General features: G+C 66.1%; 28 protein-coding genes. 27 read left to right on the top strand and 1 reads right to left on the bottom strand.

All coding sequences use genetic code 11. The features are described 5' to 3' along the window. Window positions 1–29: 29 nt before the first annotated feature. The 23 genes from rplC to map all read left to right on the top strand — a co-directional run bounded on the left by rplC (window position 30) and on the right by map (window position 12,422). On the top strand, window positions 30–683 hold the full coding sequence (rplC, locus tag OED52_RS15260; protein ID WP_264151699.1) for a 50S ribosomal protein L3: 654 nt from the start codon (window positions 30–32) through the stop codon (window positions 681–683). Beyond that, window positions 680–1,360, top strand: a complete 681-nt coding sequence (rplD, locus tag OED52_RS15255; RefSeq protein WP_264151698.1) for a 50S ribosomal protein L4 — start codon at window positions 680–682, stop codon at window positions 1,358–1,360. Before rplC ends, rplD begins: the two co-directional genes overlap by 4 nt. After that, window positions 1,357–1,662, top strand: coding sequence for a 50S ribosomal protein L23 (gene rplW, locus OED52_RS15250; protein WP_006554608.1), 306 nt, complete (start codon window positions 1,357–1,359; stop codon window positions 1,660–1,662). The genes rplD and rplW overlap by 4 nt, the downstream gene beginning before the upstream one ends. 38 nt (window positions 1,663–1,700) lie before the next feature. Further along, window positions 1,701–2,534 carry a 50S ribosomal protein L2 gene (gene rplB, locus OED52_RS15245; protein ID WP_264151697.1) on the top strand — a complete coding sequence of 278 codons (834 nt, stop codon included), beginning with the start codon at window positions 1,701–1,703 and terminating at the stop codon, window positions 2,532–2,534. A gap of 19 nt (window positions 2,535–2,553) precedes the next feature. After that, window positions 2,554–2,835 (top strand): 30S ribosomal protein S19, encoded by a 282-nt coding sequence (gene rpsS, locus OED52_RS15240; RefSeq protein ID WP_264151696.1) that lies wholly within the window; start codon window positions 2,554–2,556, stop codon window positions 2,833–2,835. Next, a complete protein-coding gene (gene rplV, locus OED52_RS15235; RefSeq protein WP_264151695.1) occupies window positions 2,832–3,224 on the top strand; it encodes a 50S ribosomal protein L22 in 393 nt (130 codons plus the stop codon). Before rpsS ends, rplV begins: the two co-directional genes overlap by 4 nt. After that, a complete protein-coding gene (gene rpsC, locus OED52_RS15230; RefSeq protein ID WP_264151694.1) occupies window positions 3,224–4,021 on the top strand; it encodes a 30S ribosomal protein S3 in 798 nt (265 codons plus the stop codon). Before rplV ends, rpsC begins: the two co-directional genes overlap by 1 nt. A 4-nt stretch (window positions 4,022–4,025) precedes the next feature. Further along, entirely contained in the window at window positions 4,026–4,442 is a 417-nt protein-coding gene (gene rplP / locus OED52_RS15225) for a 50S ribosomal protein L16 (protein WP_006554604.1), read from the top strand. Next, window positions 4,442–4,678, top strand: a complete 237-nt coding sequence (rpmC, locus tag OED52_RS15220; RefSeq protein ID WP_264151692.1) for a 50S ribosomal protein L29 — start codon at window positions 4,442–4,444, stop codon at window positions 4,676–4,678. The genes rplP and rpmC overlap by 1 nt, the downstream gene beginning before the upstream one ends. Continuing rightward, complete coding sequence (gene rpsQ / locus OED52_RS15215) at window positions 4,675–4,959, top strand: 30S ribosomal protein S17 (protein ID WP_264151691.1); 285 nt, start codon at window positions 4,675–4,677, stop codon at window positions 4,957–4,959. The genes rpmC and rpsQ overlap by 4 nt, the downstream gene beginning before the upstream one ends. A 305-nt stretch (window positions 4,960–5,264) precedes the next feature. Then, complete coding sequence (gene rplN / locus OED52_RS15210; RefSeq protein ID WP_264151690.1) at window positions 5,265–5,633, top strand: 50S ribosomal protein L14; 369 nt, start codon at window positions 5,265–5,267, stop codon at window positions 5,631–5,633. Further along, the gene (gene rplX, locus OED52_RS15205) at window positions 5,633–5,950 is read left to right on the top strand and encodes a 50S ribosomal protein L24 (protein WP_264151689.1); all 318 of its coding nucleotides are present in this window, start codon (window positions 5,633–5,635) and stop codon (window positions 5,948–5,950) included. The genes rplN and rplX overlap by 1 nt, the downstream gene beginning before the upstream one ends. Window position 5,951: 1 nt before the next feature. Beyond that, on the top strand, window positions 5,952–6,518 hold the full coding sequence (gene rplE, locus OED52_RS15200) for a 50S ribosomal protein L5 (RefSeq protein ID WP_264151688.1): 567 nt from the start codon (window positions 5,952–5,954) through the stop codon (window positions 6,516–6,518). A 4-nt stretch (window positions 6,519–6,522) separates the two neighbouring features. After that, the gene (locus tag OED52_RS15195; RefSeq protein ID WP_006554598.1) at window positions 6,523–6,708 is read left to right on the top strand and encodes a type Z 30S ribosomal protein S14; all 186 of its coding nucleotides are present in this window, start codon (window positions 6,523–6,525) and stop codon (window positions 6,706–6,708) included. 174 nt (window positions 6,709–6,882) lie between these two features. Next, window positions 6,883–7,281, top strand: a complete 399-nt coding sequence (rpsH, locus tag OED52_RS15190; RefSeq protein WP_264151687.1) for a 30S ribosomal protein S8 — start codon at window positions 6,883–6,885, stop codon at window positions 7,279–7,281. Between the two features lie 16 nt (window positions 7,282–7,297). Further along, the gene (gene rplF / locus OED52_RS15185) at window positions 7,298–7,837 is read left to right on the top strand and encodes a 50S ribosomal protein L6 (RefSeq protein WP_264151686.1); all 540 of its coding nucleotides are present in this window, start codon (window positions 7,298–7,300) and stop codon (window positions 7,835–7,837) included. Window positions 7,838–7,839: 2 nt separating this feature from the next. Then, entirely contained in the window at window positions 7,840–8,247 is a 408-nt protein-coding gene (gene rplR, locus OED52_RS15180; protein ID WP_264151685.1) for a 50S ribosomal protein L18, read from the top strand. 31 nt (window positions 8,248–8,278) lie between these two features. Further along, window positions 8,279–8,926, top strand: coding sequence for a 30S ribosomal protein S5 (gene rpsE, locus OED52_RS15175; protein ID WP_264151684.1), 648 nt, complete (start codon window positions 8,279–8,281; stop codon window positions 8,924–8,926). Continuing rightward, entirely contained in the window at window positions 8,926–9,105 is a 180-nt protein-coding gene (gene rpmD / locus OED52_RS15170; protein WP_006554593.1) for a 50S ribosomal protein L30, read from the top strand. Before rpsE ends, rpmD begins: the two co-directional genes overlap by 1 nt. A gap of 2 nt (window positions 9,106–9,107) precedes the next feature. Next, window positions 9,108–9,551, top strand: a complete 444-nt coding sequence (gene rplO / locus OED52_RS15165; protein ID WP_264151683.1) for a 50S ribosomal protein L15 — start codon at window positions 9,108–9,110, stop codon at window positions 9,549–9,551. A gap of 203 nt (window positions 9,552–9,754) precedes the next feature. Further along, entirely contained in the window at window positions 9,755–11,068 is a 1,314-nt protein-coding gene (secY, locus tag OED52_RS15160) for a preprotein translocase subunit SecY (protein WP_264151682.1), read from the top strand. Then, a complete protein-coding gene (locus OED52_RS15155) occupies window positions 11,065–11,610 on the top strand; it encodes an adenylate kinase (RefSeq protein ID WP_264151681.1) in 546 nt (181 codons plus the stop codon). The genes secY and OED52_RS15155 overlap by 4 nt, the downstream gene beginning before the upstream one ends. A 14-nt stretch (window positions 11,611–11,624) precedes the next feature. Further along, entirely contained in the window at window positions 11,625–12,422 is a 798-nt protein-coding gene (map, locus tag OED52_RS15150; RefSeq protein WP_264151680.1) for a type I methionyl aminopeptidase, read from the top strand. 27 nt (window positions 12,423–12,449) lie between these two features. Here map and dtd read toward each other — a convergent pair whose 3' ends face one another. Next, window positions 12,450–12,887, bottom strand: a complete 438-nt coding sequence (gene dtd / locus OED52_RS15145) for a D-aminoacyl-tRNA deacylase (RefSeq protein ID WP_264151679.1) — start codon at window positions 12,885–12,887, stop codon at window positions 12,450–12,452. Between the two features lie 219 nt (window positions 12,888–13,106). Between dtd and infA the strand changes: the two genes are divergently transcribed. From infA to rpsK, 4 genes are all read left to right on the top strand, one after another. Next, window positions 13,107–13,328 (top strand): translation initiation factor IF-1, encoded by a 222-nt coding sequence (infA, locus tag OED52_RS15140; RefSeq protein WP_006554587.1) that lies wholly within the window; start codon window positions 13,107–13,109, stop codon window positions 13,326–13,328. Between the two features lie 92 nt (window positions 13,329–13,420). Beyond that, entirely contained in the window at window positions 13,421–13,534 is a 114-nt protein-coding gene (gene rpmJ / locus OED52_RS15135; RefSeq protein WP_003938068.1) for a 50S ribosomal protein L36, read from the top strand. Between the two features lie 208 nt (window positions 13,535–13,742). Next, the gene (gene rpsM, locus OED52_RS15130) at window positions 13,743–14,111 is read left to right on the top strand and encodes a 30S ribosomal protein S13 (protein WP_016932426.1); all 369 of its coding nucleotides are present in this window, start codon (window positions 13,743–13,745) and stop codon (window positions 14,109–14,111) included. Further along, the gene (gene rpsK, locus OED52_RS15125) at window positions 14,111–14,524 is read left to right on the top strand and encodes a 30S ribosomal protein S11 (protein WP_006554585.1); all 414 of its coding nucleotides are present in this window, start codon (window positions 14,111–14,113) and stop codon (window positions 14,522–14,524) included. Before rpsM ends, rpsK begins: the two co-directional genes overlap by 1 nt. Window positions 14,525–14,527 lie beyond the last annotated feature (3 nt).

Below are 14,527 nucleotides of genomic sequence, written 5' to 3'. Positions count from 1 at the left end.
GCTTGTGAAAGACGCAGCGGAGACAACACATGACTAACCAGATCAAGGGAATCCTGGGCACCAAGCTCGGCATGACCCAGGTCTTCGACGAGAACAACCGGGTCGTTCCGGTGACCGTCGTCAAGGCCGGACCGAACGTGGTCACGCAGATCCGCACCGAGGAGCGCGACGGCTACAACGCCGTGCAGCTCGCCTACGGTGCCATCGCGCCGCGCAAGGTCACCAAGCCGGTCCGCGGCCAGTTCGAGAAGGCGGGCGTGACCCCGCGTCGCCACCTCGTCGAGATCCGTGTCGAGGACACCTCGGAGTACGAGGTCGGCCAGGAGCTCACCGCCGAGGTCTTCGAGGACGGCGCTTACGTCGACGTCACCGGCACCTCCAAGGGCAAGGGCTTCGCCGGCACCATGAAGCGCCACGGCTTCGCCGGCCAGGGTGCGTCGCACGGTACGCAGGCTGTGCACCGTCGTCCGGGCTCCATCGGTGGCTGCGCCACCCCGGGCCGCGTGTTCAAGGGCACGCGCATGTCCGGCCGCATGGGCTCCGACCGCATCACGACGCAGAACCTCTCGGTCCACAAGGTGGACGCCGAGAACGGTCTGCTGCTGATCAAGGGCGCGATCCCCGGCCGTAAGGGCGGCCTCGTGATCGTCAAGACCGCAGTGAAGGGTGGTGCACGGGCATGAGCACCGAGACCGCAACCAAGCTGACGCTGGACGTCAAGGCCCCCGGCGGCCAGACCTCCGGCTCCGTCGAGCTCCCCGCGGAGATCTTCGACGCTCCCGCCAACATCGCGCTTCTGCACCAGGTCGTCACCGCGCAGCTCGCGGCGGCTCGCCAGGGCACGCACGCCACCAAGACCCGCGGCGACGTCCGCGGCGGTGGCAAGAAGCCGTACCGCCAGAAGGGCACCGGCCGCGCCCGTCAGGGTTCGACCCGCGCTCCGCAGTTCACCGGTGGTGGCACCGTCCACGGCCCGCAGCCGCGCGACTACAGCCAGCGCACCCCGAAGAAGATGAAGGCCGCCGCTCTCCGCGGTGCCCTCTCCGACCGGGCGCGCAACGAGCGCATCCATGTGATCACCGAGCTCGTCGCCGGCCAGGTCCCGTCGACCAAGAGCGCGCGCACCTTCCTCGGTGAGCTCACGGAGCGCAAGAACCTGCTGCTCGTCGTCGGCCGCGAGGACATCACGGCGTGGAAGTCCGCGCAGAACCTGCCGAACGTCCACGTGCTCGCGCCGGACCAGCTGAACACCTACGACGTGCTCTACAGCGACGACGTCGTGTTCAGCGTCGAGGCGCTCAACACGTTCATCCACGGGCCGGCCGAGTCCGGCCAGGAAGTGAAGGAGGAGAGCAAGTGAGCACGATCGCCGATCCTCGCGACATCCTGCTGGCTCCCGTCGTCTCCGAGAAGTCCTACGGGCTGATGGAAGAGGGCACCTACACCTTCCTGGTCCACCCGGACTCGAACAAGACGCAGATCAAGATTGCCGTCGAGAAGGTCTTCGGCGTCAAGGTGAGCAGCGTCAACACCGCCAACCGTCAGGGCAAGCGCAAGCGGACCCGTTTCGGCTACGGCAAGCGCAAGAACACCAAGCGCGCGCTCGTGACCCTCACGGCCGACAGCAAGCCCATCGAGATCTTCGGAGGCCCGGTCGCGTAGCGATCGGAACTCTCGAGAGATAGAGGACGAGAAGACTCATGGCAATCCGTAAGTACAAGCCGACTACGCCGGGCCGCCGTGGCGCCAGCGTGTCGGACTTCGCCGAGATCACTCGGTCGACGCCCGAGAAGTCGCTGGTTCGCCCGCTGCACGGTCGCGGTGGACGCAACGCGCACGGCCGCATCACCACCCGGCACAAGGGTGGCGGACACAAGCGCGCCTACCGCCTGATCGATTTCCGTCGCAACGACAAGGACGGCATCCCGGCCAAGGTCGCTCACATCGAGTACGACCCCAACCGCACCGCCCGCATCGCGCTGCTCCACTACGTGGACGGCGAGAAGCGCTACATCATCGCGCCCAAGGGCCTCGTGCAGGGTGCCGCGGTCGAGTCCGGCCCCAACGCCGACATCAAGCCGGGCAACAACCTGCCGCTGCGCAACATCCCGACGGGTACGACCATCCACGCGGTCGAGCTGCGTCCGGGTGGCGGCGCCAAGATGGCCCGCTCCGCCGGCGCGAGCATCCAGCTCCTCGGCAAGGAAGGCGCCTACGCCACGCTGCGTATGCCCTCCGGTGAGATCCGTCGCGTCGACGTGCGCTGCCGCGCCACCGTCGGCGAGGTCGGCAACGCCGAGCAGTCGAACATCAACTGGGGCAAGGCCGGCCGTATGCGCTGGAAGGGCAAGCGCCCGACCGTCCGCGGTGTCGTGATGAACCCGGTCGACCACCCGCACGGCGGTGGTGAGGGCAAGACCTCCGGTGGTCGCCACCCGGTCAGCCCGTGGGGCAAGCCCGAGGGCCGCACCCGCAAGAACAAGGCGTCCGACAAGCTCATCGTTCGTCGCCGCCGCACCGGCAAGAAGCGCTAGTCAAGGAGGGAGTTAGAGAATGCCACGCAGCCTCAAGAAGGGCCCGTTCGTCGACGACCACCTCCTGGCGAAGGTGGACGCACAGAACGAGAAGGGCACCAAGCAGGTCATCAAGACCTGGTCGCGCCGTTCCACGATCCTGCCCGACTTCATCGGTCACACGTTCGCCGTCCACGACGGTCGCAAGCACGTGCCGGTGTTCGTCTCGGAGTCCATGGTCGGTCACAAGCTCGGTGAGTTCGCGCCGACCCGTACGTTCAAGGGCCACATCAAGGACGACCGGAAGAGCAAGCGTCGATGAGCACTGAAACCACCGTCAACAGCGCTCGGGCTGTTGCGCGCCACGTGCGCGTGACCCCGATGAAGGCGCGCCGCGTCGTCGACATCGTTCGCGGTAAGTCCGTCGAGGAGGCCCTGGCCATCCTCAAGTTCGCGCCGCAGGCCGCGGCCGAGCCGGTCGCCAAGGTGATCGCCTCCGCTGCTGCGAACGCGCAGAACAACTTCAACCTCGACCCCAGCACGCTCGTCGTCGCGACCGCGTATGTGGACGAGGGTGCGACCCTGAAGCGGTTCCAGCCGCGCGCCCAGGGCCGTGCGTTCCGTATCCGCAAGCGGTCGAGCCACATCACCGTGATCGTGGAAAGCGTCGGGTCGGCTTCGACTCGTAACCGCCGGAAGGGAGCTCAGTAGTGGGCCAGAAGATCAACCCGCACGGCTTCCGTCTGGGCGTCACCACCGACTGGAAGTCTCGTTGGTACGCGGACAAGCAGTACGCGGACTACGTCAAGGAAGATGTCGCGATCCGCAAGTTCCTGGCCTCCGGCCTCGAGCGCGCCGGCATCGCGAAGGTCGAGATCGAGCGCACCCGCGACCGCGTGCGTGTGGACATCCACACCGCCCGCCCGGGCATCGTCATCGGTCGTCGTGGCGCCGAGGCGGACCGCATCCGCGCCGAGCTCGAGAAGCTGACCGGTAAGCAGGTCCAGCTGAACATCCTCGAGGTCAAGAACGCCGAGTCCGAGGCTCAGCTCGTCGCGCAGGGCGTCGCCGAGCAGCTGTCGAACCGTGTCGCGTTCCGTCGTGCGATGCGCAAGGCCATCCAGTCGGCCATGCGTCAGCCGAACGTCAAGGGCATCCGCGTGCAGTGCTCGGGCCGCCTCGGTGGCGCCGAGATGTCGCGTTCGGAGTTCTACCGCGAAGGTCGTGTCCCGCTGCACACGCTGCGTGCGGACATCGACTACGGCCTCTACGAGGCCAAGACCACCTTCGGCCGTATCGGCGTGAAGGTCTGGATCTACAAGGGCGACATCGTCGGTGGCCGTCGTGAGCTCGCTGCTGCTGCAGCCGCTCCCGCCGACCGGCCGCGTCGTGAGCGTCCGAGCCGCCCGCGTCGTTCCGGCGCCTCGGGCACCACCGCGACGAGCACCGAAGCCGGCCGCGCCGCCTCGAGCGACGCTCCCGCTTCGACAGAGAACAAGGAGGGCTGACGCAATGTTGATCCCCCGGCGGGTCAAACACCGCAAGCAGCACCATCCGAGCCGTACGGGTGCCGCCAAGGGCGGAACCCAGGTGGCCTTCGGTGACTACGGCATCCAGGCTCTCGAGCCGGCCTACATCACCAACCGGCAGATCGAGTCCGCTCGTATCGCCATGACCCGGCACATCAAGCGTGGCGGCAAGATCTGGATCAACATCTTCCCGGATCGTCCCCTCACCAAGAAGCCTGCCGAGACCCGAATGGGTTCCGGTAAGGGTTCGCCGGAGTGGTGGGTCGCGAACGTCAAGCCCGGTCGCGTGCTGTTCGAGATGAGCTACCCCAACGAGGAGATTGCCCGCGAGGCCCTGCGTCGCGCGATGCACAAGCTCCCGTGCAAGTGCCGCATCGTGACGAGGGAGGAGCAGTTCTGATGGCTACCGGTACCCCCGCCGCGGAACTCCGCGAGCTGAGCGACGAAGAGCTGACCGACAAGCTCCGCGAGGCCAAGGAAGAGCTGTTCAACCTCCGCTTCCAGATGGCCACCGGCCAGCTGGACAACAACCGTCGGCTTCGCGTCGTGCGCAACGAGATCGCCCGCATCTACACGGTGCTGCGCGAGCGTGAGCTCGGACTGGCCACCGGCCCGAACGCGGGTGGCGCGGCATGAGTGAGGACAAGGCAGTGAGCAACAACGAAGAGCGCGGCAGCCGCAAGGTCCGCATCGGTTACGTCGTCTCGGACAAGATGGAGAAGACCATCGTCGTCGAGCTCGAGGACCGTGTGAAGCACCCGCTGTACGGCAAGATCATCCGCCGTACGACCAAGGTGAAGGCCCACGACGAGAACGGCCTCGCCGGCATCGGTGACCGCGTGCAGCTGATGGAGACCCGTCCGCTGTCCGCCACCAAGCGCTGGCGTCTGGTCGAGGTGCTCGAGAAGGCCAAGTAGGCCTCCTCGTCCTCGACGGGAACACGCAGACCGCACCCCATCACCCGGTTACACCGGGTGGTGGGGTGCTGCGCGTTTCGGGCCGCCGTGGGGGAGGGGAGAGAGGGCTCGCGACACGCCCGGTTCCGGGGTGAGGAGCCACATCACAATTCGCGAGTTTGCCCTGCGTACGGTATATAGCCTAGTCTGTACGGGTTGCCCGCGGGACCCGTGTGTCTTTCGCGCGTGCGCCGTGAGCAGCCGACGACCGCGTACGTCCAGGTCGGAAATCTGACGTACACACCAATCCAGGTCAAGGAGAACAAGTGATCCAGCAGGAGTCGCGACTGCGCGTCGCCGACAACACGGGTGCCAAGGAGATCCTCTGCATCCGCGTTCTCGGTGGCTCGTCCCGTCGCTACGCCGGAATCGGTGACGTCATCGTCGCCACCGTCAAGGACGCGATCCCCGGCGGCAACGTCAAGCGTGGCGACGTCGTCAAGGCCGTGGTCGTGCGCACCACCAAGGAGCGCCGCCGGCCGGACGGTTCCTACATCAAGTTCGACGAGAACGCTGCCGTCATCATCAAGGGCGACAACGATCCTCGCGGTACCCGCATCTTCGGCCCCGTCGGTCGCGAGCTCCGCGACAAGCGGTTCATGAAGATCGTCTCGCTGGCTCCGGAGGTGCTGTGATGAAGGTGCACAAGGGTGACACCGTGCTCGTCATCTCGGGCAAGGACAAGGGCGCCAAGGGTAAGGTCATCGCGGCCTACCCGAAGGAGAACCGTGTCCTCGTCGAGGGCGTGAACCGAATCAAGAAGCACACCGCGGTCTCGGCCAACGAGCGTGGTGCCTCTTCCGGGGGCATCGTCACGCAGGAGGCCCCGATCCACGTTTCCAACGTCGCCGTCATCGACTCGGACGGGAACCCCACCCGCGTGGGCTACCGCGTCGACGAGGAGACCGGCAAGCGCGTTCGGATTTCCCGGAAGAACGGGAAGGACATCTGACATGACCAGCACCGAAACCAAGACCCAGCCGCGCCTCAAGGTGCGGTACCGCGAGGAGATCCGCGACGCGCTGAACGCGGAGTTCGACTACGCGAACGTCATGCAGATCCCGGGCGTCGTGAAGGTCGTCGTCAACATGGGTGTCGGCGACGCCGCCCGCGACGCGAAGCTGATCAACGGGGCTGTCAACGACCTCGCGCTGATCACCGGCCAGAAGCCCGAGATCCGCAAGGCCCGCAAGTCCATCGCGCAGTTCAAGCTGCGTGAGGGCATGCCGATCGGTGCGCGCGTCACGCTGCGCGGCGACCGCATGTGGGAGTTCCTGGACCGTCTCGTGTCCATCGCTCTGCCCCGTATCCGGGACTTCCGTGGCCTGAACGGCAACCAGTTCGACGGCAACGGCAACTACACGTTCGGCCTGAACGAGCAGTCGATGTTCCACGAGATCGACGTGGACAAGATCGACCGCCCGCGCGGCATGGACATCACTGTCGTGACCACCGCTACCAACAACGAAGAAGGCCGTGCCCTGCTGAAGCACCTCGGCTTCCCGTTCAAGGAGAACTGAGCCCATGGCTAAGAAGGCACTGGTCAACAAGGCCAACAAGAAGCCGAAGTTCGCGGTGCGCGCCTACACCCGCTGCCAGCGCTGCGGCCGCCCGCACTCGGTGTTCCGCAAGTTCGGTCTCTGCCGCATCTGTCTGCGCGAGATGGCACACCGCGGAGAGCTTCCGGGAGTTCACAAGAGCTCCTGGTGACGTGATCGGTGGGCGGACGATCCTCGGGGTCTCCGCCCACCGCCACGCTGTCATGGATCCGCTGCCGTCCGGCGGGCGGATCCGCTATCGAAACCGAGTTTCGTTGTAGGCCCACGGCCGGGGAGTCCCCGGTGTTGCATGGGAACCGCATCGAGAAAGGTGTACAGGTCAGCCATGACCATGACCGACCCCATCGCAGACTTCTTGACGCGTCTGCGTAACGCCAACACGGCGTACCACGACGAGGTGACGCTCCCGTCGTCGAAGATCAAGGTGAACATCGCCGAGATCCTCAAGCGCGAGGGCTACATCGCCGATTACCGTGTCGAGGATGCCGAGGTGGGCAAGACCCTCGTCGTCAACCTCAAGTACGGACCGTCCCGTGAGCGCAGCCTCGCCGGTGTGCGCCGCGTGTCGAAGCCCGGCCTGCGCGTGTACGCGAAATCCACCAACCTGCCCAAGGTCCTGGGCGGCCTCGGCGTGGCGATCATCTCCACGTCCTCCGGCCTGCTCACCGATCGCCAGGCGGCCAAGCAGGGAGTGGGCGGGGAAGTCCTCGCCTACGTCTGGTAAAGGGAGGCCACCACTAATGTCGCGAATCGGAAAACTCCCCGTTGCAGTTCCCTCGGGTGTCGAGGTGAACATCGACGGCCAGGACGTCGCCGTCAAGGGCCCGAAGGGCAACCTGTCGCTGACCGTTGCCGAGCCGATCGCCGTCGCCAAGGGCGAGGACGGCTCCATCAACGTCACGCGTCCCAACGACGAGCGTCGCAGCCGTGCCCTGCACGGCCTGTCCCGGACCCTCATCCAGAACCTCATCATCGGTGTGACCGAGGGTTACACCACCAAGATGGAGATCCACGGCGTCGGCTACCGCGTGGCCCTGAAGGGCAAGGACCTCGAGTTCTCGCTCGGCTACAGCCACCCCGTGCTGATCGAGGCCCCCGAGGGCATCACGTTCGCCGTCGAGAACCCCACGCGCTTCTCGATCTCGGGCATCGACAAGCAGAAGGTCGGCCAGATCGCGGCCAACATCCGCCGGCTGCGCAAGTCCGACCCGTACAAGGGCAAGGGCATCCGCTACGAGGGTGAACAGGTCCGTCGCAAGGTCGGAAAGACGGGTAAGTGATCATGAGCCAGACCGAGAACCAGAAGGCCAAGCGGATCCCGCGTGGCAAGGACGTCTCCACCACGCGTCGCCTTTCGAAGACGCGTCGTCACTTCCGCCTCCGCAAGAAGATCTCCGGCACCCCCGAGCGTCCCCGCCTCGTCGTCAACCGGTCGTCGCGCCACGTGCACGTCCAGCTGGTCAACGACCTGACGGGCACCACCATCGCCGCGGCCTCCTCCATGGAGCCCGATGTGCGTGCGCTCGAGGGCGACAAGAAGGCCCGCAGCACCAAGGTCGGTCAGCTGATCGCCGAGCGTGCCAAGGCTGCCGGCGTGGAGGCCGTGGTCTTCGACCGCGGTGGCCACACCTACAGCGGACGCATCGCGGCCCTCGCGGACGCGGCGCGCGAAAGCGGGTTGAAGTTCTGATGACCATTTTCTCGAACGGAAGGAACGCCTGATGCCGGGACGTCAGCGGCGTGACGGCGGAAACGGCCCCGCCGGACAGAACCCCAACAGCGGTGACAACCGCGGCGGCCGCGACCGCCGCGACCGCGACTCGCGCGGCGGCAACGCTGCCGAGAAGTCGAACTACATCGAGCGTGTCGTCTCGATCAACCGTGTGTCGAAGGTCGTCAAGGGCGGTCGTCGCTTCAGCTTCACCGCTCTGGTGATCGTGGGCGACGGCAACGGCCTGGTCGGTGTCGGCTACGGCAAGGCCAAGGAAGTTCCCGCGGCCATCCAGAAGGGTGTCGAGGAAGCTCGCAAGAACTTCTTCCGCGTTCCGCTCATCGGCGGAACCATCACCCACCCCGTCCAGGGTGAGGCTGCAGCCGGCGTCGTCCTGCTGCGTCCGGCTTCCCCCGGTACCGGTGTGATCGCCGGTGGCGCCGTGCGCGCCGTGCTGGAGTGCGCGGGCGTTTCCGACATCCTGTCGAAGTCGCTCGGCTCCGACAACGCCATCAATGTGGTGCACGCGACGGTTGCGGCTCTCAAGGGTCTGCAGCGTCCGGAAGAGGTCGCGGCTCGCCGTGGCCTCGCCCTCGAGGACGTTGCTCCCGCCGGCATGCTTCGCGCCCGTGCACAGGCTGCTGGGAGCGTGAAGTAATGGCAGAGCTGAAGATCACCCAGATCAAGAGCACCATCGGCGCCAAGTCGAATCAGCGGGACAGCCTGCGCACCCTCGGCCTGCGGAAGATCCGCCAGTCCGTCGTCCGTGAGGACAATGCGCAGAACCGCGGCTTGATCAACGTGGTGCGTCACCTCGTGACCGTTGAGGAGGTCTGAAAATGACCATCAAGCTGCATCACCTGCGCCCCGCTCCGGGTGCCAAGACGGACAAGACCCGTGTCGGCCGCGGTGAGGGCTCCAAGGGCAAGACCGCCGGCCGCGGTACGAAGGGCACCAAGGCACGCAAGAACGTGTCGGCGGCCTTCGAGGGTGGCCAGATGCCCCTGCACATGCGTCTGCCGAAGCTCAAGGGCTTCAAGAACGCATTCCGCACCGAGTACCAGATCGTCAACGTCGGGGACATCGCTCGCGCGTTCCCCGAGGGCGGCCAGATCGGTGTCGCGGACCTCGTGGCGAAGGGCCTGGTTCGCAAGAACCAGCTCGTCAAGGTCCTCGGTGAGGGCGAGCTGACGGTGGCCGTTCAGGTCACCGCCGACAAGTTCTCGGCCTCCGCTCAGGAGAAGATCGCTGCAGCCGGTGGCACCGCGACGGTCCAGGCCTGACCTGGTCCCCAGCGTGTGAATCACGGCTGACGAACGGCCGCGGTGCATTTCCTTGCACCGCGGCCGTTCGCGTACTCCGAGTGGTGGAATACGCTACCGGCGTAGCCCTGTGACGAGACGCCACTGTTAGAGTTTCAGAGTTGTCTACCGTCCGACGGGTCCTTCTCGATCCGTCGTCCCCGACCGGCCCGCCAGGAGGATCTTTGCTTTCCGCCTTCGTCTCGGCCCTCAGGACACCGGACCTGAGGCGGAAGATTCTCATTGCCCTCGGGCTCATCGCGTTGTACCGACTCGGTGCGACCGTGCCGTCCCCGGGCGTCGACTACGGGAACGTCCAGGCCTGTGTGGATCAGCTCGCCGGCGGCGAGCAGGCCGGGATCTACTCGCTGATCAACCTGTTCTCGGGTGGGGCACTGCTCCAGCTGTCGGTCTTCGCGATCGGCATCATGCCCTTCATCACCGCGAGCATCATCATCCAGCTGCTCACCGTGGTCATCCCCCGCTTCGAGGAACTCCGCAAGGAAGGCCAGTCCGGCCAGGCGAAGATGACGCAGTACACGCGCTATCTCGCCGTCGCCCTGGCGATCCTGCAGGCCACCGGAATCGTCGCCCTCGCCGCGCGAGGACAGCTGCTGCAGGGCTGCTCGGAGCCGATCCTCGCCGACGACAGCATCTTCGGCATGGTCGTGATGGTGCTCGTGATGACCGCCGGTGCGGCCGTCGTGATGTGGTTCGGTGAACTCATCACCGAGCGCGGCATCGGCAACGGCATGTCGCTGTTGATCTTCTCGGGTATCGCGGCCGCACTGCCGACCGAGGGACGGATGATCCTCGAGTCCCGCGGCGGCCTGGTCTTCACGGTCGTGTGCGCGGCGCTGCTCGTCCTCATCACGGGTGTGGTGTTCATCGAACAGGGTCAGCGCCGTATCCCGGTGCAGTACGCCAAGCGCATGGTCGGACGCCGCATGTACGGCGGCTCCTCGACCTACCTGCCGCTGAAGGTGAACCAGGCGGGCATCATCCCGGTCATCTTCGCGTCCTCGTTGCTGTACCTGCCCAACCTGATCGCGCAGCTCACCGGGGCCACCACCAATCCCGACCCGAGCTGGTGGCAGCGGTTCATCAACGAATATCTGGTCAACCCGAGCAATCCGGTCTACATTGCGATCTACTTCGGTCTGATCGTCTTCTTCGTGTTCTTCTACGTCGCCATCACCTTCAATCCGGAGGAACGCGCGGACGAAATGAAGAAGTACGGTGGCTTCATCCCGGGCATCCGCCCGGGCCGGCCCACGGCCGAATACCTCAGCTTCGTGCTCAACCGCATCACGGTTCCGGGCTCGATCTACCTCGGTCTCATCGCGACGCTGCCGAACTTCTTCCTGTCCGGTGGCCAAACCGCCTCGAGCATCTTCGGTGGCGCAGCGGTGCTCATTCTGGTCAGTGTCGCGCTGGACACTGTCAAGCAGATCGAAAGTCAACTGATGCAGCGCAACTACGAAGGGTTCCTCAAGTGAGACTTGTACTGCTCGGTCCTCCCGGTGCCGGCAAGGGCACGCAGGCCGCCATCCTGTCCGAGAAGCTCGGCGTCCCCGCCATCTCGACGGGCGACCTGTTCCGCGCCAACATCGGCCAGGGCACCCCGCTCGGCATCGAGGCGAAGAAGTACATCGACGCCGGCGAACTCGTCCCGGCGGAGATCACCAACAACATGGTGCGCGAGCGCCTCGCCGAGCCGGACGCCGCGAACGGCTTCCTCCTCGACGGCTTCCCGCGCAGCGTCGAGCAGGCCAAGGAGCTCGAGAACATCCTGAAGAACCTCGGCGTCGAACTCGACGGCGTGCTGTCCTTCGTCGTCGACGAGGACGTGGTCGTCGAGCGCATGCTCGCCCGCGGTCGCGCCGACGACACCGAGGACGTGATCCGCAACCGCCTCCGGGTCTACCGTGAGGAGACGGCTCCGCTGCTCGACTACTACTCCGACTCGATCATCACGGTCGACGCGGTCGGTGAGGTCGAGGAGATCAACGCACGGGCGCTCACCGCGCTCGGAAAGTAGACGGGTAGTTCGACATGGGTTTCGGGCGCAAGCGCTCAGTGGTTCCTTTCCGCACCTCGGGTGAACTCGACGCCATGGCCGCGGCCGGTGCCGTGGTCGGCGCCGCACTCGTCGCGGTGCGGGAGGCGGCGAAGCCGGGCGTGAGCACCCTGGAACTCGACCAGGTGGCGGAAGCGGTCATCCGCGACGCGGGGGCCGTTCCGTCCTTCCTGGGCTACCACGGATTCCCGGGGTCGATCTGCTCGTCGGTCAACGAGGTGGTCGTCCACGGGATCCCGTCGTCCTCGGTCGTCCTCGCCGAGGGCGACCTCGTGTCGATCGACTGCGGTGCGATCCTCGACGGCTGGCACGGCGACTCCGCGTGGACCTTCGGGGTGGGGGAGCTGACGCAGGCCGACCAGGATCTGAGCGAGGCCACCCGGCTGTCCCTCGAGGCGGGCATCGCCGCGATGCTGCCGGGCAACCGGCTCACCGACGTCTCGCACGCCATCGAGAAGGGCACCCGCGCCGCCGAGAAGCTGCACGGCCGGTCCTACGGCATCGTGGACGGCTACGGCGGGCACGGCATCGGCCGTGAGATGCACATGGACCCGTTCCTGCCCAACGAGGGCAAGCCGGGCAAGGGACCGAAGCTCGTCGTCGGTTCGGTGCTCGCGGTGGAGCCGATGCTCACGCTCGGCACCTACGAGACCGAGGTCCTCGACGACGAGTGGACCGTGGTGACCCTCGACGGCAGCCGCGCCGCGCATTGGGAGCACACGGTCGCGGTCACCGAGGACGGCCCGCGCATCCTCACGACGCGCCCCGCCTGACGGTCCGGCGTCACACGACCGGCAGGGTCACACGTCCAACAGGAGCGTCACCGGCCCGTCGTTGACGAGGCTCACCTCCATGTGGGCACCGAACCGGCCGGTCTCCACCTTCGCGCCGAGCCGGCGCAGGGCGTCCGCGAACTCGTCGACGAGAGGTTCGGCCACCGGCCGCGGCGCTGCCGCCGACCACGACGGCCGCCTGCTCTTCCGGGCGTCACCCATGAGGGTGAACTGGCTGACGACCAGGATCGGGGCGTCCACATCGGAGGCCGACCGTTCGTCGGCGAGGATCCGCATCGTCCACACCTTCCGGGCGAGCGTCGCCGCCTTCTCGGCGTCGTCGTCGTGGGTGACACCGACGAGCACGAGCAGACCGTGGCCGCCCTCGGGTGGCGTGATGCGGGCCACCTCCGTGCCGTCCACCGCCACTGCCGCCGTGGTCACCCGCTGGATCAGCGCCCGCACGTAGGGTCCTCCTCCTGGTCGTCGGCACTGGTGTGCCCGAGCTCATTTGTCCTGGACGGCCAACTTCCCGTACCATTGATCGGTGGTGCGCGCTGCGCTCCGATCGGTTCCGCGTCGAGTTCGTGTCGAATGTCGATTCGTTCCGGTCCCGGAGTTGCCGAGCGTCACGGTAACGGATGCCGATGCAACCACAACGCCGAACAACGGATCGCGGAGGATATGGCTAAGAAGGACGGGGCAATCGAGGTCGAGGGCCGGGTCATCGAACCCCTGCCCAATGCGATGTTCCGCATCGAGCTGGAGAACGGGCACAAGGTTCTCGCCCACATCAGCGGCAAGATGCGTCAGCACTACATTCGTATCCTTCCCGAGGACCGCGTCGTCGTGGAGCTGTCTCCCTACGACCTCACGCGTGGGCGCATCGTCTACCGCTACAAGTAACAGACTTCCCCGGCCACACGGTCCGGGGGGAACCATGTCGCCGGGCCGGCTTCGCCGTGTCCGGCGGCGCACATACAGGAGATCGGACTTACGTGAAGGTTCAGCCTAGCGTCAAGAAGATCTGCGAGAAGTGCAAGGTGATCCGCCGTAACGGTCGGGTCATGGTGATCTGCGAGAACCTGCGTCACAAGCAGCGTCAGGGCTAGATCGACCTTCGTCTCGAAGATCTGCTTGGCAACAAGCAAGAAGACCTTCCAGCACCAGTCGCGCGGTTACGATCCTCGATCCGTCGAGGAGCTGCGCGATCAACCCCCGGTACGGAGGCCGGGGCCCCACTGTGTTAATCGACTACACAGTTCTTCGACGCAGGGGACGGGCTGGGAGAAGACCTCCGCACACCGATAGGAATGCCACATGGCACGTCTCGCAGGTGTTGATCTCCCCCGCGAAAAGCGGATGGAGATCGCACTCACCTACATCTACGGCATCGGCCGTACCCGTTCCAAGGAGATCCTCGAGGCCACCGGCGTCAGCCCGGACCTGCGCAGCAAGGATCTGACGGACGAGGATCTCGCCAAGCTCCGCGAGTACATCGAGGAGAGCTACAAGGTCGAGGGTGACCTCCGTCGCGAGGTCCAGGCGGACATCCGTCGCAAGATCGAGATCGGCTGCTACCAGGGCCTGCGACACCGTCGTGGTCTGCCCGTGCGTGGTCAGCGCACCAAGACCAACGCCCGCACCCGCAAGGGTCCGAAGCGCACCGTCGCAGGAAAGAAGAAGTAATGCCTCCCAAGTCACGCAGCACCGGTCCCAAGAAGACCCAGAAGGCACGGCGCAGGGACAAGAAGAACGTTCCGCACGGTGCCGCTCACATCAAGAGCACGTTCAACAACACCATCGTGTCCATCACGGACCCGCAGGGCAACGTGATCTCCTGGGCGTCCTCCGGCCACGTCGGCTTCAAGGGTTCGCGCAAGTCGACCCCGTTCGCCGCGCAGCTCGCCGCCGAGAACGCCGCCCGCAAGGCGCAGGAGCACGGTGTCAAGAAGGTCGACGTCTTCGTCAAGGGCCCGGGCTCGGGCCGCGAGACGGCGATCCGTTCCCTCCAGGCCGCTGGCCTCGAGGTCGGCACCATCTCCGATGTCACCCCGCAGCCGCACAACGGCTGCCGTCCGCCCAAGCGGCGTCGCGTCTAATAC

This window comes from Rhodococcus sp. Z13, from assembly GCF_025837095.1.
Taxonomy (GTDB): domain Bacteria; phylum Actinomycetota; class Actinomycetes; order Mycobacteriales; family Mycobacteriaceae; genus Rhodococcus; species Rhodococcus sacchari.
This window is presented reverse-complemented; position numbering and strand designations above follow the sequence as displayed.